Consider the following 17,371-nt stretch of genomic DNA (forward strand, 5'->3'; position numbering starts at 1 on the left):
GTCCAAGCCTGATGTTGGCTTTACCTTGCAAACCGGGGCGCGTTCATATAAGTAACCAAAAACGCGTCGCCTCTGGCGGCTGGCCACCAATTCCTCGGCGGGGGTGGTTCCAGCGGCGGTGATTTCCAGTCCATGAGGTTGGTGGTTCGACCCTGCTACGCACCCTGTCTGTGCCTGCTTCCACGGACTATTGGACGAACCCGACTTTAGGCTGTTGGCAGCCTACTAACCAAGTCGTCGGTCGGACGCCTTCGGCTGCGCTGCGCGCACATCCTAACGTGGCAGAACCAGCGGCCACGTCCTGATTTCTTCCTTTGGCCCGGCATCATCCGCGACAACGCCGTGCGAGCGCAGCGACGCACTCCGTGCCCGAGCCCCCGACCTACGATACTGAGTGCGCGCAGCGCAGCCGTAGGCGTCCTACCGATAACCTCGTTAGCAGGCTGCCAACGGCCTAAAGTCGGGTTCGTCCAATAGTCCCTGGACGCAAGGCACATCCCGGGAGCGTAGCAGGGTCGAACCACCTACCCCATGGAACGGAAATCACCACCGCCCGAACCACCAACACCGAGGAATGGGTGGCCAGCCGCCTGAGGCGACGCGTTTTTTGGTTACTTTTTGTCGCTCGGACAAAAAGTGACCCGCCCAGCAGGGCGGAACCAGGCGGTAAAACCTACGACAACATCGAACCCGACCGACATAACCAAGCCAACCACCAAAACACCCCCACCCTCACTTCCCCAACAACCTCCACTTCCCCTCAACAACCTCCACCATCACCCGCGCCCGCTGATCAAAGCCCAGATGGTCAGTAGCACTCATGTTCATAATCCCATGCGACACCGGCAGATTCCTGGTCTGCTCCATCGCATCCCGCAACGCCTTGCGGAATTCCTTGGTCCCCGGTTGCCCCTTCTTCAGCGCCTCAGGGATGGCATGCTGCAGGATCAGCCCCGCATCCCACGCATGGCCGCCAAAGGTCGAGACCTGGCCACCGAACGCCTTCTCGTAAGCCGTCTTGTAGGCCATGGCCGGCTTCTTCACCGGATTGCTGTCAGGCAACTGCTCGGCCACCAGCAACGGCCCGGCCGGCAGGAAGGTCCCCTCGCAGTCCTTGCCGCACACGCGCAGGAAGTCAGGGTTGGCGACGCCATGGGTCTGGTAGATCTTGCCCTTGTAGCCGCGCTCCTTGAGCGTCCTGGCCGGCAGCGCCGCGGGCGTACCCGAGCCTGCGATCAGCACGGCGTCGGCATTGGCGCCCATCATCTTCAGCACCTGGCCGGTCACCGACGTATCGGTGCGGGCAAAGCGCTCGTTGGCGACGACCTTGATCTTGCGCAGCTCGGCCACCTTGGCGAACTCCTGCGCCCAGCTGTCGCCATAGGCATCCGCGAAGCCGATGAAGGCCACCGTCTTCACGTTGTTATTGGTCATGTGCTCGGCAATGGCGGTCGCCATGTGCGAGTCATTCTGCGGCGTCTTGAAGACCCAGGCGCGCTTGGCATCCATCGGCTCGATGATGCGGGCCGACGCGGCCATGGTGATCATCGGCGTCTCGTTCTCGGCCACCACGTCCACCATCGCCAGGGAGTTCGGCGTGACCGTGGAGCCCACCACGACATCGACCTTGTCTTCGCTAATCAGCTTGCGCGTGTTCTTGACCGCGGTGGTGGTGTCCGAGGCATCGTCCAGCACGATGTACTCGATCTTCTTGCCCGCGATCTCCTTGGGCATCAGCGTGAAGGTGTTCTTTTCCGGAATGCCCAGCGACGCCGCCGGACCCGTGGCCGACACCGTCACCCCGACCTTGACCTGTGCATGGGCTGCCCCGGCAGCCAGGCTGGCCGCAGCGATTGCCAGCAGGCTGGCGCGCTTGAAATCCATCTTGTCTCCTTCGGTTCCTGAAACGGAAAGGCATCCGTCCGGCGTCCGCCGGCGGATGCCCCTTCTATTTTGTACCGACCCCTCGGGTCAACGCAGGCACATCGCCGGCACCTGCGCTACAGCCAGGAACAGCGCAAGGCCGCTCCCCATTTCCCGCCCGCACCACTCCCCCGGAAAGGCGCTTCGGGCATTCACCGACCGCGCGGTCGGGAATGCGGATCGAGTCTATCACAGCGCTTTGGCGCGAAAAGGGAGGATTAACCCGCATCGCGCGCCCCGCCTGGCTTTGCGGTCAGCGCAGGAACGCGTCCCAGGCGGTCTTCAGGATCAGCGCGCTCACCACCACGATGAACACCTTGCGCACGAAGGCGCTGCCGTGGCGCAGCGCCAGCTTGCTGCCCACCTGGCTGCCGGCGGCGTTGGCCACCGCCATCACCAGGCCCAGCTGCCACCAGATATGGCCCTTGCTGGCCAGCAGCAGCAGCGCCGCCAGGTTGGTGGCAAGGTTGACCAGCTTGGTCGACGCCGCCGCATGCAGGAAGTCATAGCCGAACACGCGCACGAACACGATCATCAGGAAGCTGCCGGTGCCGGGCCCGAACACCCCGTCATAGAAGCCCAGCGCAGCGCCGGCCAGCAAGGCGGCGCTGCGCTCGCCCCAGCCGGTCAGCGTGGGGGCGTGCTCGGCGCCCAGGTCTTTCTTGGCCACGGTATAGACCAGCAGCGCCACCAGCACGAAGGGCAGCGCCTTGCGCAGCGGCTCGGCGGGGATCATGGTCAGCGCCCAGGCACCGGCCATCGAGAAGACAAAGGCCGCCACCACCGCGGGCGCGGTCGCGCCCCAGTAGATACGCACGCTGCGGCCGTAGCGCAGCGCTGCATTGGCGGTGCCCGCGATCGAGCCCACCTTGTTGGTGCCCAGCAGCGTGGCCGGGGCGATATTGGGATAGGCCGAGAACAGCGCCGGGATCTGGACCAGGCCGCCGCCGCCGGCGACCGCGTCGATCAGGCCGGCGAGAAAGGCGGCAGCCGCCAGGAATGCAAATTCCGTCATTGCAGGAAAGCGAAAAGGGAAAAATCAGGAAGGATCGGAACAGGACAAGGGCGCGCAGCCAGTCGGCGCCGGGTCAGCCCAGCACCTTCGCCGCCGGCACCAGGCTGCGGTGCCACATGCCGTTGCCGTGCAGGCTGAAGCCCGGCGGTGCGCCGCCGTGCCCCGCCACCAGCGCGGGCGCCAGCAGCGCATGGCGGATACCGTGCGCGCGGCCCCAGTCGGCCAGCGTGGCGCAGCAGGATGCCAGGCAGGTGCGGCTGGCGCCGGCGTCCAGCCCGGGCCGTACCCACCATTCGGTGGCACAGGCGGCCAGGCCGGCAAGCTCCAGGCTCGGCAGCAGCGCCACCGGCAGGCAGGCCAGCAGGCCGTGCGGTGCCTGCGCGTCGTATGCCAGCAGGCAGATGCCGCGCCCGGACTGGGCCAGCAGGTCGTCCAGCATCTGCCGGCGCGCCCGGGCAGCGGGCACCGGCAACGGCTGCACCGCGTCCAGCCAGGCCTCGAGCACGGCGGCGTCGGCGCCCAGCCCAGGGCGTACCAAGCCCTGCGGCGCGGGTGCGCCGGGACAATCCGGTGCGTCTGGGGAGTCGGGGGAATCAGGAACGGCAGGCATGGCGGGCAACGAGAGCGCCAGCATTGTCGCATGTGGCGTCAGGGCAGGTAATGCCGATGCGGCATGAATGCCCCGAAATAAGGCGAAAGCGCCACAGGAAGGATCGGGAAGCCCAAATGAAAAAAGCGTTGCCGAGGATCACCCGGCAACGCCCTTTATTTATAACGCTGCTACCCGACACCGGGTGCGCGCCTGTCGTCTCCTCGCTTCCGCCTCCATTTAACCTGCGAAAACCGTATATGGAATGTACCGAAGCAGTGCATCGAGGACAAGCTAGAAAAAACCCTAGCCCTGGAATCGGGCATGTCGCCCCACAGTCACTGCTGCTTGCGCCCGCCGTCGCCTCCGAAGCGCGCCAGCAACTCGCCCATGATGCCACGACGGAAAGTCAGCACACAGATGACGAAGATCACGCCCGTCACCATCGTCACCGACTCGCCCAGCGTGCCGAACCAGGACATGCCGGTCACCGACGCCAGGAAGTTGCCGATGTCGCCCAGCTTGTTTTCCAGCGCAACCACCACGAAGGCGCCGACGATCGGGCCCGACAAGGTGCCCAGGCCGCCGACCAGCGTCATCAGGATGACCGAGCCCGACATCGACCAGTGCACGTCGGTCAGCGTCTCGAAGCCCAGCACCAGCGCCTTGATCGAACCCGCCAGCCCCGACAGCGCCGCCGACAGCACGAAGGCGGTCAGCTTGAAGCGGTCGACGTCATAGCCCAGCGACACCGCGCGCGGCTCGTTCTCCTTGATCGCCTTCAGGATCTGGCCGAACGGCGAATGCACCGTGCGCACGATCAGCGCGAAGGCGGCCACGATGATCACCAGCGCCACGTAGTAGAGCGTCAGGTCGTCCGACAGCGGCAGCACGCCAAAGAGCTTGCCGCGCGGGATGCCCTGCAGGCCGTCCTCGCCGCCGGTAAAGGGCGCCTGCAGGCAGATGAAGAACAGCATCTGCGCCAGCGCCAGCGTGATCATCGAGAAGTAGATGCCCTGGCGGCGGATGGCCAGCGAGCCCACCACGTAGCCGATCAGCGCGCCCGTGCCGGTGCCCAGGACCAGGCCGATCTCGGGCGTCACGCCCCAGACCTTCATCGCATGGCCGGCCGCGTAGCCGGCACCGCCGAAGAAGGCCGCATGGCCGAACGAGAGCAGCCCGGTGTAGCCGATCAGCAGGTTGAAGGCGCACGCAAACAGCGCGAAGCACAGCACCTTGAGCACGAACACCGGATACGCCCCGGCCAGCGGTGCGGCCACCAGTGCCAGCAGCAGCAATCCGTACAACAGTTTCTTCTGCACGCCTTGTCCCTTTCCTGCCTTGCCTGCGTTGGCCGCCGCCGTGGATGGCGTCGATGATGTGGTCGGTGCGCCCATCACTTCTCCTTCCCGAACAGCCCGGCCGGGCGCAGCAGCAGCACGATCACCATGATGAAGAACACCACGGTCGACGATGCTTCAGGATAGAACACCTTGGTCAGGCCCTCGATCACCCCCAGCCCCAGGCCGGTCAGGATCGAACCCATGATCGAGCCCATGCCGCCGATCACCACCACCGCGAACACGATAATGATCAGGTTCTGCCCCATCAGCGGCGAGATCTGGATCACCGGCGCGGCCAGCACCCCGGCAAACGCGGCCAGCGCCACGCCGAAGCCGTAGGTCAGCGTCACCATCAGCGGCACGTTGACGCCGAAGGCCTCGACCATCTTGGGGTTCTCGGTGCCGGCGCGCAGGTAGGCGCCCAGCTTGGTCTTCTCGATCACGTACCAGGTGGCAAAGCACACCGTCAGCGACGCCACCACGACCCACGCGCGGTAGTTGGGCAGGATCATGAAGCCCAGGTCGGTCGCGCCCTGCAGCGCGTCCGGCGTCGAGTACGGCAGCCCGGACACGCCGTAGACGGAGCGGAAGATGCCCTCGACCACCAGCGTGATGCCCAGCGTCAGCAGCAGGCCGTAGATATGGTCGAGCTTATAGATCCAGCGCAGCATGGTCTTCTCGATCACCACACCCAGCGCGGCGACCACCAGCGGCGACAGCAGCAGCATGATCCAGTAGTTCAGCCCGGCGTACTCCATGCCCATCCAGGCCAGCACCGCGCCCAGCATGAAGAGCGCGCCGTGCGCGAAATTGATGACGTTGAGCAGGCCGAAGATCACCGCCAGGCCCAGGCTCAGCATCGCATAGAAGGCGCCGTTGACCAGCCCCAGCAAGAGCTGGGAAAGCATGGCCGGCAAGGGGATTCCGAAGATGTCCATGAGCGTCAGTTGCTGGTGGTGTCTCCCCTCCCCCGTGCGCGGGAGAGGGGAGCAAACGTCGCGGGCCTGCTGATTCTTACTTCTTCAGCAATGCGCACTTCGACTCGGCCACCGTGGTGAAGGCCTGGTCGCCCGGGATGGTCGCGACCACCTTCAGGTAATCCCACGGCTTCTTCGACTCGGCCGGGGTCTTCACCTGCATCAGGTACATGTCGTGGATGCCACGGCCGTCCTGGCGGATATAGCCCTTGGTGTAGAAGTCGTTGATCTTCATCTTCTTCAGCTCGGCCATGACCTTGTCCGGATCGTCGGTCTTGGCTGCTTCCACCGCCTTCAGGTAGGTGTTGACCGCCGAGTAGTCCGCTGCCTGCAAGCTGCTCGGCATCTTCTTCATCTTGCCGAAGAAGCGGTTGGCGAACTTGCGGGTGTCGTCGTTCATGTCCCAGTACCAGCTGTCGGTCATCAGCAGGCCTTCGGTGTTCTTCAGCCCGAGGCTGTGCACATCGTTGATGAACATCAGCAGGCCGGCGATCTTCATCGTCTTGGTGATGCCGAATTCCTTGGCCGCCTTGATCGCATTGATGGTGTCGCCGCCGGCGTTGGCCAGGCCCAGGATCTGCGCCTTGGACGCCTGCGCCTGCAGCAGGAACGACGAGAAGTCCGATGCCGACAGCGGATGGCGCACCTGCCCCGCCACCGTGCCGCCGTTGGCCTTGACCACGGCCGCGGTGTCGTTTTCCAGCGAATGGCCGAAGGCGTAGTCGGCGGTCAGGAAGAACCACGACTTGCCGCCCTGCTTGACCACCGCGCTGCCGGTGCCCTTGGCCAGCGCCACCGTGTCATAGGCGTAGTGCACCGTGTACGGCGAGCACTCTTCGTTGGTCAGGCGCGCCGTGCCGGCGCCGATGTTGATATAGACGCGCTTCTTCTCCGAGGCCACCTTGTTCATGGCCAGCGCCGTGCCGGAGTTGGTGCCGCCCAGCAGCATGTCCAGGCCCTGCTGGTCCATCCATTCGCGCGCCTTCGAGGCGGCGATGTCGGCCTTGTTCTGGTGGTCGGCGGAGAGGATCTCGATGGGCTTGCCCAGCACCTTGCCGCCGTGGTCCTCGACCGCCATCTTGATGGCTTCGAGGCCGCCGGGGCCATCGATGTCGGCGTACAGGCCCGACATGTCCGTGATGTAGCCGATCTTCACGGTGTCGCCCGAAACCTGGGCAGCCGCACCGAACGAAACCGCACCCATGGCGATGGCCGCCATCGCGGCCGCGAGCCGAGTCTTCTTCATCTCTTAGTCTCCTGATTTGCGGCGGCGTGTGCGCCACCCGTTCCTGCCAAACAAGCAACCGTTGATCCGGGGTACGGATCAGACCCCTAGCAGTTCATGCAATACCGGCATCTTGGCCTGCAGCTCACTGGCCGCGAAGCGCTCAACGATGCTGCCGTGCTCCATCACGTAGAAGCGGTCCGCCAGCGGCGCGGCGAAGCGGAAGTTCTGCTCCACCATCACCACCGTGTACCCCTTCTGCTTGAGCATCAGGATCATGCGCGCCAGCGCCTGCACGATCACCGGTGCCAATCCTTCCGAGATTTCATCGAGCAGCAGCAGGTTGGCGCCGGTGCGCAGGATGCGCCCGACCGCCAGCATCTGCTGCTCGCCGCCCGACAGGCGCGTGCCCTGGCTCTGGCGGCGCTCCTTCAGGTTGGGGAACATCTCGTAGATGTCGGCCTCGCTCATGCCCTGGCTGGTGTCGGCGCCCTTGAGCACCGGCGGCAGCATCAGGTTCTCTTCGCATGAGAGGCTGGAGAAGATGGCCCGCTCTTCGGGGCAATAGCCGATGCCGTAGTGCGCGATCTTGTGCGTCGGCAGGCTGATGGTCTCCTGCCCATTGACCTTGATCGAGCCCTTGCGCGCCCCGGTCAGGCCCATGATCGCGCGCAGCGTAGTGGTGCGCCCGGCACCGTTGCGGCCCAGCAGCGTGACCACTTCGCCGCGGTTCACGGTCAGGTCTACGCCGTGCAGGATGTGCGATTCGCCGTACCAGGCGTGCAGGTCCTTGATTTCCAGTGCGGGAGTATTGGATGTGCTCATCGTGTCGTCCCTGGCTCAGTGCGCGCCCTGCAGTTCCGCGTCGGCGGTGCCCATGTAGGCCTCCATCACGCGCGGGTCCCGGGACACTTCCGCATACGGGCCTTCGGCCAGGATCGCGCCACGCTGCAGCACCGTGATCTTGTCGGCAATTGACGACACCACACTCATGTTGTGCTCCACCATCAGGATGGTGCGGCCCGCCGAGACCTTCCTGATCAGCTGCGTGACGCGGTCCACGTCCTCGTGGCCCATGCCCTGGGTGGGTTCGTCGAGCAGCATCAGTTCGGGCTCCATCGCCAGCGTGGTGGCGATCTCCAGCGCGCGCTTGCGGCCGTACGGCAGGTTCACCGTCAGCGTGTGCGCGAACTCGGTCAGGCCGACCTGGTCGAGCAGCTCCATGGCCCGGTCGTTGAGCACATCGAGCGAGCGCTCGCTGCGCCAGAACTGGTACGCCGTGCCCAGTTGCCGCTGCAGCCCGATGCGCACGTTCTCCATCACCGTCATGTGCGGGAACACCGCCGAGATCTGGAACGAGCGGATCACGCCGCGCCGCGCGATCTGGGCGGGCTTGTCGCGGGTGATATCGATGCCGTTGAAAAGGATGGTGCCGGTGGTCGGCTCCAGGAACTTGGTGAGCAGGTTGAAGCAGGTCGTCTTGCCGGCGCCGTTGGGGCCGATCAAGGCATGGATCGACCCGCGGCGCACCCGCAGGTTGACGTCGCTCACCGCCGTGAACCCCTTGAACTCCTTGGTGAGGTTCCGCGTTTCCAGGATGGTTTCCTGCTGGTTCATGTCTCCTGCCCGCCCTCTTGCTGAACTGCCGGGGTGATGCCCGGCACTGACAATGGTCCGAACCGGCCTCGTAGGCCCTTGCTGCCGCTTGTACCGTCAGGCTGGGCCGTGGTGGCGGCCCTGCCTGCGGCTTTCTGTTCATTGCGGGGCGGCTCCCGCGCAGGCTCGGCGACGGCCTTGATGTGCTGCCGGCGCACCCTGTAAGGCGTCTATTGTGTGCGCCTGTTGCATCGCAAAACATCGGGGTTTGCACTATGAAACATGAACCAAGTGTCAGTTTTTTTGCAAGCGCACATGCGCAGGCTACGCCACTTGTCTACGGCCCCGTCCGTGGCCAGGCGGCGCGGCGCTTCAAGCACTTGCCGGAGCGGCCACAGACGCTGCCCTGGGTTCCGCATGCGCCGCCACTGCTGTCGCGACGGCGCGCTGCCGGCGGTCCTCGCGGATCATGTCGCTGGCGCGCTCGGCGATCATGATGGTCGGCGAATTGGTGTTGCCCGACGTGATCAGCGGCATCACCGAGGCATCGACCACGCGCAGGCCGTCGATGCCCAGCACGCGCAGGCGCTGGTCGACCACGGCCATGGGATCGTCGGCGCGGCCCATCTTGCAGGTGCCCACCGGATGGAAGATGGTGGTGCCGATATTGCCGGCGGCCTCGGCCAGCTGCTCGTCGGTCTGGAACGCCGGGCCCGGCAGCCATTCCTCGGGCTGGTACGGGGCCAGCGCCGGCGATGCCACAATGCGGCGCGTGAGCCGGATCGAATCGGCAGCGACCCGGCGGTCTTCGTCGGTCGACAGGTAGTTGGGCGCGATCACCGGCGCCTGGCGGAAATCCGCGCTGCCGATGTGCACGCTGCCGCGCGAGGTCGGGCGCAGGTTGCAGGCGCTCGCGGTAAACGCATTGAACGCATGCAGCGGATCGCCGAACTTGTCCAGCGACAACGGCTGCACGTGGTACTCAATGTTCGGGCGTGCCTGCGACGGATCCGAGCGTGCAAAGGCGCCCAGCTGCGACGGCGCCATGCTCATGGGCCCGCTCTGGTTGAAGGCATACTCCAGGCCGATGCAGAACTTGCCCCACAGGCTCGCGGCGCGTGTGTTCAGTGTGCGCACGCCGCTGACTTTCACCACCGAGCGCAGCTGCAAGTGGTCCTGCAGGTTCTCGCCCACGCCGGGCAGCGCGTGGCGCACTGGAATGCCCAGCGCCTGCAGCCGTTCGGCCTGGCCGATGCCCGACAGCTCCAGCAGTTGCGGCGTATTGACCGCGCCCGCGGCCAGGATCACTTCCTGCGCGGCCGCCGCCGTATGCGGCCGCCCGCCGCCGATATAGTTCACGCCGGTGCAGCGGCGCCCGTCGAAGGTCAGCGCGCTCACCTGAGCGCCCGTGACGATGGTCAGGTTGGAACGATCCGACGCGCGCCGCAGGAAGGCCTTGGCCGTGTTCCAGCGGATGCCGCGGCGCTGGTTCACTTCAAAATAGCCCACGCCGAAGTTGTCGCCGCGGTTGAAATCCTCGGTGCGCGGGATTCCCGCCTCTTCGGCGGCATCGGCAAAGCGCTCCAGGATGTCCCAGCGCAGGCGCTGGCCCTCCACGCGCCATTCGCCGCCGGCGCCGTGGAATTCACTGGGGCCGCGGTGATGGTCCTCGCTGCGCTTGAACAGCGGCAGCACATAGTCCCAGCGCCAGCCATCATCGCCGGTGAGCCGTGCCCATTCGTCATAGTCCTCGCGCTGGCCGCGCATGTAGATCATGCCGTTGATCGACGAACAGCCGCCCAGCACGCGCCCGCGCGGATAGCCCAGCGAGCGGCCGTTCAGCCCCGCTTCCGCCTCGGTGCGATAGAGCCAGTCGGTGCGCGGGTTGCCGATGCAGTACAGGTAGCCGACCGGGATATGGATCCAGTGGTAGTCGTCCTTGCCGCCGGCCTCAAGCAGCAGCACGTTGACGTCCGGATCCTGCGTCAGGCGGTTCGCCAGGACACAGCCGGCCGAGCCGGCGCCAACGATGATGTAGTCGAATGTCTCCATGGCTTCTTTTCGATATTGTCGTTATGGTCGTTGGAGCTTACTTCGCTACCGGCATGGTGAACTCGGCGCCCTTGGCAATCGAATCCGGCCAGCGCTGCATCACGCTCTTGTAGCGCGTGTAGAAGCGCACGCCCTCTTCGCCATAGGCATGGTGGTCGCCGAACAGCGAACGCTTCCAGCCGCCAAACGAATGCCACGCCATCGGCACCGGGATCGGCACGTTGATGCCGACCATGCCTATCTGGATCTGCCGCGCAAACGCGCGCGCGATGCCGCCGTCGCTGGTGTAGCACGACACGCCGTTGCCGTATTCGTGCGCGTTGATCAGCGCCACCGCTTCGGCAAAGTCATGCACGCGCACGACGGACAGCACCGGGCCGAAGATCTCTTCCTTGTAGATCGTCATGTCGGGCTTGACGTTGTCAAACAGCGTGCCGCCGACATAGAAGCCGTGCTCATGGCCTTCGACCTTGTGGCCGCGCCCGTCCGTCACCAGCGTTGCGCCCTCCGCCACGCCCTTGGCGATATAGCCTTCGACCTTGGCCTTGTGCGCACCGGTCACCAGCGGACCCATCTCTGCGTCCGACTCCATGCCGCTGCGGATCTTCAGCGAACGCGCGCGCTCGGCCAGGCGCGGCACCAGCTTGTCGGCAATATCGCCGACGGCCACAGCGACCGAGATCGCCATGCAGCGTTCACCAGCGGAACCATACGCCGCACCAATCAGCGCATCCACGGCTTGATCGAGATCCGCATCGGGCATCACCACCAGGTGGTTCTTGGCGCCGCCCAGTGCCTGCACGCGCTTGCCGTGCTTCGTGCCTTCCGTGTAGATGTACTCGGCAATCGGCGTCGAGCCGACGAAGGACAGTGCCTGTACGTCCGGATGCGCGAGCAGCGCGTCCACTGCTTCCTTGTCGCCCTGCACGACGTTGAACACGCCATCGGGCAAACCAGCCTGGCGCAGCAGGTCGGCAATCAGCAGGCTCGGCGACGGATCGCGCTCCGACGGCTTCAGCACAAAGGTATTGCCGCACGCCAGCGCCACCGGGAACATCCACATCGGCACCATCACCGGGAAGTTGAACGGCGTGATGCCGGCCACCACGCCCAGCGGCTGGCGCAGGTTCCAGTTGTCGATGCCGCCGCCGATGTTGTCGGTGAAATCGGTCTTGAGCAGGTTGGGAATGCCGCAGGCAAACTCCACCACCTCGATGCCGCGCGTGACTTCGCCCCTGGCATCCGAGAACACCTTGCCGTGCTCGCGCGTGATCAGCGCGGCCAGGTCGTCGTGGTGCTGGTCAAGCAGCTCCTTGAACTTGAACAGGATGCGCGCGCGGCGCAGCGGCGGGGTATCGGCCCAGGCCGGGAAGGCAGCCTTGGCGGCGGCGACGGCGTCGGCCACGTCCTGCGTGGTGCCCATGGCCACGCGCGCGGCAACTTCGCCGGTGGCGGGGTTGTAGATATCGGCCAGACGCTGCGATGCGCCGCGTGTCTGCCGGCCTGCGATGGCATGTCCGATGATGGTCTGCACCGCGCTGGCTTCTGCAAGGATGTCTTCCACTTCCGCTCCTGAATGCTGGTTCGCTGACGGCATGCGGCTTGCCCGATCTTTGCGTCTGGTGAAGACGCTGGTGCCGGCATCCTCCAGTCCTGCACTGGTATCGATGCCTCGCTGCACAAGGCGTGCCGGGCCGTGATGAGCGCAAGCTTGGTGCAGTTGCGCGGCCCCGTCCAATGATTTATCGTCAATCGCAATATAAGCGACGCAAAATATTGCGCCGCACCACACCACCGTTGCCGCGCCAACTCTCACCCCGAAATTCGTCTTGGACCTCCACCACCTGCGCGCCTTCGTTGCCGTCGCGCGCGAAGGCAACCTGACCCGCGCCGCGCAGCAGTTGCACCTGACGCAGCCGGCGGTCAGCCTGCAGCTGAAGGCGCTGCAATCGGCATGGCGCATCCGGCTGTTCGAGCGCACTGCCGCGGGCCTGACGCTGACCGCCGACGGCGCCGCGCTGCTGCCGCTGGCCGAGCGCATTCTGGATGGCGTGGGCGACCTGCAGCACACCGTCAGCGCGATGCATCACACCGTGCGCGGCCGGCTGGCGATCGGCACCATCCTCGACCCGGAATTCACGCGCCTGGGCCCGATGCTGCGCACGCTGGTGGAACGCCACCCGCAGATCGGCACCGAGCTGCGCCACGGCATGTCGGGCTGGGTGCTGCAACAGGTACGCAGCGGCGCGCTCGACGTGGGCTTCTATCTGGGCCAGCCGCCCGATGCCGGCTTCCATGCGCTGACGCTAACGCCGTTCTCGTATTACGTGGTGGCACCCAAGGGCTGGAAGGAGCGCACCGCGCTGCGCTCATGGGCGCAACTGGCCACGCTGCCCTGGATCTGGACGCCGCCCGAATCGGCGCACCACCGGCTCTTGTCCGCGCGTTTCGCGCAGGCGGGCGTCGACCCCGCCGGCGTGCCCAAGGTGGCGCATGTCGACCAGGAGGCATCGATGCTGGACCTGGTGCGCTCCGGCGTGGGGCTGTCGCTGGTGCGCGACTCGATTGCGCTGCGCGAGTCGCATGCGCACGGGCTGGTGATCGTGGAAGGGGTCTCGGTACAGACCGAGCTGACGCTGGTTTGCCTGGCCACGCGCCGCGACGACCCGGTCGTCGCGGCGGTCTTCGGCGTCGCCGAATCCGTATTCCGAACCTAGCGCTGCGGGTTCTCCAGGCGACGCTGCAGCCAGCCGGTCAGCGCCGCGAACACTTCGCCGCGCAGCGGCTGCGCTTCATTGAAGATCTCGTGGTAGCCCTGCTCGAACCACACCGCTTCGCGCAGCTCGGGCGGCGCGTTGTCGAAGAAGGTGCGGCTGCCGGCCGGGTCCACCACGCGGTCGGCGCCGCCGACCAGCATCAGCGAGGGCGCCTCCAGCAGCGCGGCATCTGCCTGTGCCTGCGCCATGCCGCGGATAAAGCCCTCCAGCACGCCGGCGGTGATGGTGGTCTGCACCAGCGGATCGGCGCGGTAGGCGGCGACCACGGCGGGATCGTGCGACAAGTGCCGCGCATCGATCGGATTGGGCACGCGCAGCCGCGGCGCCAGCGCCAGCAGCACGCGCTGCAGCGCCAGCATCGGCCCCGACAGCCGCAGCGCCAGCGCGGGCGAGGACAGCACCAGCGCGCGCACCGGGCGCACGCGCGCGGTGGCAAAGCGCGCTGCGATCAGCCCGCCCATGCTGTGGCCAAGCAGGATCGGCAGCTCATGCCAGCCAGGCATCGCGGCGTCGTAGATCTCGGCAAGGTCGTTCAGGTAGACATCCGGATGGTCCGCCACCATGCGCGCGCCGCCGCTGGCGCCATGGCCGCGCAGGTCGTGCGCGCGCACGCGCAACCCCAGCCCGCACAGCACATCGGCCACGTGCTGGTAGCGCCCGGCGTGTTCGGCAAGCCCGTGCACCAGCAACACCGAGCCGAGCGGCTCGGCGAAGCGCGCGGGATCGGGCTGCCAGGTGCGCAGCAGCAGCTCGGTGCCGTCGCGCATGCGCTGGCGGCTCTGCACCGGCGCATGCGCGACGGCAGGGGTATCGGCAGGCATGCCGGCAATGCCGGCCACAGCAGGATCGTCCGTCATCGGTGGTTCCATTCGCACAGGTCTGCTGCCGGCACGGAGCGCTCACAAGGCGTTTGCGCCGGCTGTCGTTGTTCTTCTTGGTGCTCCGGCACTGCTTGTCCTGCTCAACTGTGGCAGGCTGGCCTGCCCTGCTCTTCCGGCTGCGCTATGTCGGCCAGGATCGGGCAGTCCGGCCGGTCGTCGCCGTTGCAGTGCTGCGCCAGCTCCCGCAGCGTGTCGCGCATGGCGGCCAGCTCGGCGATGCGCTGCTCCAGCTCGGCCACATGCCGCAGCGTCAGCGCCTTGACGTCGGCGCTGGCACGGCCCCGGTCATGCCACAGCGACAGCAGGTTGCGGATCTCGTCGAGCGAGAATCCCAGATTACGGGCGCGCCGCACGAAGCGCAAGTTATGCACGGCGCGTTCGTCATAGCGGCGGTAGCCGCCTTCGGTGCGCGGTGGCGCCGACACCAGCCCGATCGCTTCATAGTGCCGGATCATCTTGGCCGACACCCCCGAGGCTTGCGCCGCTTCGCCGATATTCATGACTCGCCTCCGTGCGCGGTGGATGCCGTACCGGCTTGCGCGCGCCAGCGGCGCAGCAGCAGCGCATTGCTGACCACGCTCACGCTCGAGAACGCCATTGCCGCGCCCGCCACCACCGGGTTCAGCAACCCCGCCGCGGCCAGCGGAATGCCCACCACGTTGTAGAAAAAGGCCCAGAACAGGTTCTGCCTGATCTTGCGCACGGTGCGGTGCGACACCGCCAGCGCATCAGCCACCAGTGACGGATCGCCGCGCATCAGCGTGATGCCGGCGGCGTGCATGGCGACGTCGGTGCCGGTCGACATGGCGATGCCGACGCCGGCCGCCGCCAGTGCCGGCGCATCGTTGATGCCGTCGCCCACCATGGCCACCACCGCGCCATCGCGCCCCAGCGCCTGCACGCGCGCGGCCTTGTCTTCGGGCAGGACTTCGGCCTGCACGTCATCCAGCCCCAGCGCCTGCGCCACGCGCGCCGCCGCGCCGGCGTTGTCGCCGGTCAGCATTACCGTGCGCACGCCGGCGGCGCGCAGCCTTGCGATCGCCGCGGGCGCGCCCGGCTTGATGGCATCGCCGAACGCAACCAGCCCGGCCACGCGCGGCGGCGTGGTTTCCAGCAGCCACGACACGGTGCGGCCTTCCGCGCGCAGCTGGTCCGCCAACGCGGCCAGCGTGCCGGCTGCCGCGCCCAGGGACTCGCGCAGGCGCTCGCTGCCCAGCTGCAGCGCGTGGCCGTCCACCACGCCGGCAATGCCGCGGCCCGGCAGGGCCTGCACGCCGCTGGCCTGCGGCACGGCAATGCCGCGCGCCTGCGCCGCAGCCAGCACGGCGCGGGCCAGCGGATGTTCGCTGCCGGCCTGCAGCGCGGCCAGCCGGGCCAGCAGCACGCTGGCGTCAGCGTCGGCGGGGTCGGCCGCATGCAGCGCCACCACTTCCGGCTTGCCGACCGTCAGCGTGCCAGTCTTGTCGAACGCCACCACGCTGACCCGGTGCGCAATCTCAAGCGCCTCGGCGTCCTTGATCAGGATGCCGGCACGCGCGCCGGCGCCGGTGCCGGCCATGATCGCCGTGGGCGTGGCCAGACCCAGCGCGCATGGGCAGGCGATCACCAACACCGCCACGGCATTGAGGAGCGCCGCCTCCCAGTCGCCGGCAAAGAGGCCCCAGCCCAGCACCGTCACCAGCGCAATGCCCAGCACCACCGGCACGAACACCGCGCTGACCTGGTCGACCAGGCGCTGGATCGGCGCCTTGGCCGCCTGCGCGTGCTCGACCATGCGGATGATGCGCGCCAGCACGGTCTCGGCGCCCACCGCCTGGGTGCGCGCGACCAGCAGGCCTTCGAAATTGATGGCGCCGCCGGTGATGCGGTCGCCGGGCTGTTTCGGTACCGGCAGGCTTTCGCCGGTCAGCATCGATTCATCGGCATGGCTGATGCCTTCGATCACCTCGCCATCCACCGGGATGCGCTCGCCCGGGCGCACCACCACCTCGTCGCCCACGCGCACCGCCGCCAGCGGCACGCTCTGCTCCACGCCGCCGCGGCGCACACGGGCCGTATCGGGGCGCAGCGCCGCGAGCGCGCGGATGGCATCGGCGGTCTGGCGCTTGGCGCGCGTTTCCAGCCACTTGCCCAGGCGCACCAGCGTGATCACCACCGCCGCGCTTTCGAAATACAGGTGCGGCATGGCGTCGGCGCTGCGCCACATCAGCCACAGCGACAGCCCGTAGGCCGCCGAGGTGCCAAGCGCCACCAGCAGGTCCATATTGCCGGCGCCGGCGCGCACCGCCTTCCAGCCCGCCTTGTAGAAGCGCCAGCCGAACACGAACTGCACCGGCGTGGCCAGCAGCCACTGCACCCAGGCGGGCAGCATCCAGTGCACGCCGAACCATTCCAGCACCATCGGCGCCACCAGCGGCAGCGACAGCGCCGCCGAGATCGCTACCGGCCAGGGGCCGTCCCAGAGAGCCGCGGCCTGCCCGGCTTGTGGCCCCTGCGACGCGGCATCGGCGACCGGCGCCGCGCCATAGCCGGCGCGTGCCACCGCGGCCACCAGCGCCGCCGTATCGGCGGCGCCGCGCAGCAGCGTGACGCTGGCGCGCTCGGTGGCCAGGTTGACCTGCGCCTCCATCACGCCCGGCACCGCGCGCAGCGCCTTTTCCACCCGGCCCACGCACGAGGCGCAGGTCATGTCGGCGATATTCAGTTCGATGGTGTCCTGCGGCACGGCGTAGCCGGCATCGGCCACGGCACGCGCGGCGGCCGGCAGCACGGCGCCCGAGTCCGCGCGCAGCGTGGCGGCTTCAGTGGCCAGGTTGACGGCGACATCGCGCACGCCCGGCACCTGGGCCAGCGCTTTCTCCACGCGGCGCACGCACGAAGCGCAGGTCATGCCGTCGACCGGCAGGCGCCACTCGGGCATGCCGTCGGCTGGCGGGCGGACGTCCGTCCGGACGGGTTGGGAAGCAAGCACAGCGCTGGAATCCGGCATGGTT

General features: G+C 67.2%; 14 protein-coding genes. 1 reads left to right on the plus strand and 13 read right to left on the minus strand.

Annotation, left to right across the window (positions count from 1 at the left end):
* Window positions 1-732 precede the first annotated feature (732 nt).
* From ACREYQ_RS17045 to ACREYQ_RS17090, 10 genes are all read right to left on the minus strand, one after another.
* Entirely contained in the window at window positions 733-1,884 is a 1,152-nt protein-coding gene (locus tag ACREYQ_RS17045; protein WP_432258678.1) for an ABC transporter substrate-binding protein, read from the minus strand.
* A 292-nt stretch (window positions 1,885-2,176) separates the two neighbouring features.
* A complete protein-coding gene (locus ACREYQ_RS17050; RefSeq protein WP_432258679.1) occupies window positions 2,177-2,938 on the minus strand; it encodes a sulfite exporter TauE/SafE family protein in 762 nt (253 codons plus the stop codon).
* A 73-nt stretch (window positions 2,939-3,011) separates the two neighbouring features.
* A complete protein-coding gene (locus ACREYQ_RS17055) occupies window positions 3,012-3,476 on the minus strand; it encodes a hypothetical protein (RefSeq protein WP_432258680.1) in 465 nt (154 codons plus the stop codon).
* 389 nt (window positions 3,477-3,865) lie between these two features.
* The gene (locus ACREYQ_RS17060) at window positions 3,866-4,924 is read right to left on the minus strand and encodes a branched-chain amino acid ABC transporter permease (protein WP_432258681.1); all 1,059 of its coding nucleotides are present in this window, start codon (window positions 4,922-4,924) and stop codon (window positions 3,866-3,868) included.
* On the minus strand, window positions 4,924-5,808 hold the full coding sequence (locus tag ACREYQ_RS17065) for a branched-chain amino acid ABC transporter permease (protein ID WP_432258682.1): 885 nt from the start codon (window positions 5,806-5,808) through the stop codon (window positions 4,924-4,926). Before ACREYQ_RS17065 ends, ACREYQ_RS17060 begins: the two co-directional genes overlap by 1 nt.
* 76 nt (window positions 5,809-5,884) lie before the next feature.
* Window positions 5,885-7,093, minus strand: a complete 1,209-nt coding sequence (locus ACREYQ_RS17070) for an ABC transporter substrate-binding protein (protein ID WP_432258683.1) — start codon at window positions 7,091-7,093, stop codon at window positions 5,885-5,887.
* Between the two features lie 78 nt (window positions 7,094-7,171).
* Window positions 7,172-7,897, minus strand: a complete 726-nt coding sequence (locus ACREYQ_RS17075) for an ABC transporter ATP-binding protein (RefSeq protein ID WP_432258684.1) — start codon at window positions 7,895-7,897, stop codon at window positions 7,172-7,174.
* A gap of 15 nt (window positions 7,898-7,912) precedes the next feature.
* Window positions 7,913-8,689, minus strand: a complete 777-nt coding sequence (locus ACREYQ_RS17080; protein WP_432258685.1) for an ABC transporter ATP-binding protein — start codon at window positions 8,687-8,689, stop codon at window positions 7,913-7,915.
* 351 nt (window positions 8,690-9,040) lie between these two features.
* The gene (locus tag ACREYQ_RS17085) at window positions 9,041-10,720 is read right to left on the minus strand and encodes a GMC family oxidoreductase (protein WP_432258686.1); all 1,680 of its coding nucleotides are present in this window, start codon (window positions 10,718-10,720) and stop codon (window positions 9,041-9,043) included.
* A gap of 37 nt (window positions 10,721-10,757) precedes the next feature.
* On the minus strand, window positions 10,758-12,317 hold the full coding sequence (locus tag ACREYQ_RS17090; protein ID WP_432258687.1) for a CoA-acylating methylmalonate-semialdehyde dehydrogenase: 1,560 nt from the start codon (window positions 12,315-12,317) through the stop codon (window positions 10,758-10,760).
* A 232-nt stretch (window positions 12,318-12,549) separates the two neighbouring features.
* On the opposite strand from ACREYQ_RS17090, the gene ACREYQ_RS17095 reads away from it, so the two are divergent.
* A complete protein-coding gene (locus ACREYQ_RS17095; RefSeq protein WP_432258688.1) occupies window positions 12,550-13,437 on the plus strand; it encodes a LysR family transcriptional regulator in 888 nt (295 codons plus the stop codon).
* On the opposite strand, the gene ACREYQ_RS17100 is transcribed toward ACREYQ_RS17095, so the two are convergent.
* The 3 genes from ACREYQ_RS17100 to ACREYQ_RS17110 form a co-directional block, all read right to left on the minus strand.
* Window positions 13,434-14,366, minus strand: a complete 933-nt coding sequence (locus ACREYQ_RS17100; RefSeq protein WP_432258689.1) for a lysophospholipase — start codon at window positions 14,364-14,366, stop codon at window positions 13,434-13,436. The genes ACREYQ_RS17095 and ACREYQ_RS17100 overlap by 4 nt on opposite strands.
* Before the next feature lie 92 nt (window positions 14,367-14,458).
* Window positions 14,459-14,878 (minus strand): Cu(I)-responsive transcriptional regulator, encoded by a 420-nt coding sequence (gene cueR / locus ACREYQ_RS17105; RefSeq protein ID WP_432258690.1) that lies wholly within the window; start codon window positions 14,876-14,878, stop codon window positions 14,459-14,461.
* Window positions 14,875-17,367 carry a heavy metal translocating P-type ATPase gene (locus ACREYQ_RS17110; protein ID WP_432258691.1) on the minus strand — a complete coding sequence of 831 codons (2,493 nt, stop codon included), beginning with the start codon at window positions 17,365-17,367 and terminating at the stop codon, window positions 14,875-14,877. The genes cueR and ACREYQ_RS17110 overlap by 4 nt, the downstream gene beginning before the upstream one ends.
* Between the last annotated feature and the right edge of the window lie 4 nt (window positions 17,368-17,371).

It is taken from the genome of Cupriavidus sp. TMH.W2 (assembly GCF_050847365.1).
Lineage (GTDB): Bacteria > Pseudomonadota > Gammaproteobacteria > Burkholderiales > Burkholderiaceae > Cupriavidus.

Excerpts from the sequence above, each read along its gene's own strand:
- ACREYQ_RS17045 (WP_432258678.1), bottom strand. The coding sequence starts at position 1,884 with ATGGATTTCAAGCGCGCCAGCCTGCTGGCAATCGCTGCGGCCAGCCTG.
- ACREYQ_RS17050 (WP_432258679.1), bottom strand. The coding sequence starts at position 2,938 with ATGACGGAATTTGCATTCCTGGCGGCTGCCGCCTTTCTCGCCGGCCTG.
- ACREYQ_RS17060 (WP_432258681.1), bottom strand. The coding sequence starts at position 4,924 with ATGGGCGCACCGACCACATCATCGACGCCATCCACGGCGGCGGCCAAC.
- ACREYQ_RS17065 (WP_432258682.1), bottom strand. The coding sequence starts at position 5,808 with ATGGACATCTTCGGAATCCCCTTGCCGGCCATGCTTTCCCAGCTCTTG.
- ACREYQ_RS17070 (WP_432258683.1), bottom strand. The coding sequence starts at position 7,093 with ATGAAGAAGACTCGGCTCGCGGCCGCGATGGCGGCCATCGCCATGGGT.
- ACREYQ_RS17075 (WP_432258684.1), bottom strand. The coding sequence starts at position 7,897 with ATGAGCACATCCAATACTCCCGCACTGGAAATCAAGGACCTGCACGCC.
- ACREYQ_RS17080 (WP_432258685.1), bottom strand. The coding sequence starts at position 8,689 with ATGAACCAGCAGGAAACCATCCTGGAAACGCGGAACCTCACCAAGGAG.
- ACREYQ_RS17085 (WP_432258686.1), bottom strand. The coding sequence starts at position 10,720 with ATGGAGACATTCGACTACATCATCGTTGGCGCCGGCTCGGCCGGCTGT.
- ACREYQ_RS17090 (WP_432258687.1), bottom strand. The coding sequence starts at position 12,317 with ATGCCGTCAGCGAACCAGCATTCAGGAGCGGAAGTGGAAGACATCCTT.
- ACREYQ_RS17100 (WP_432258689.1), bottom strand. The coding sequence starts at position 14,366 with ATGGAACCACCGATGACGGACGATCCTGCTGTGGCCGGCATTGCCGGC.
- cueR (WP_432258690.1), bottom strand. The coding sequence starts at position 14,878 with ATGAATATCGGCGAAGCGGCGCAAGCCTCGGGGGTGTCGGCCAAGATG.
- ACREYQ_RS17110 (WP_432258691.1), bottom strand. The coding sequence starts at position 17,367 with ATGCCGGATTCCAGCGCTGTGCTTGCTTCCCAACCCGTCCGGACGGAC.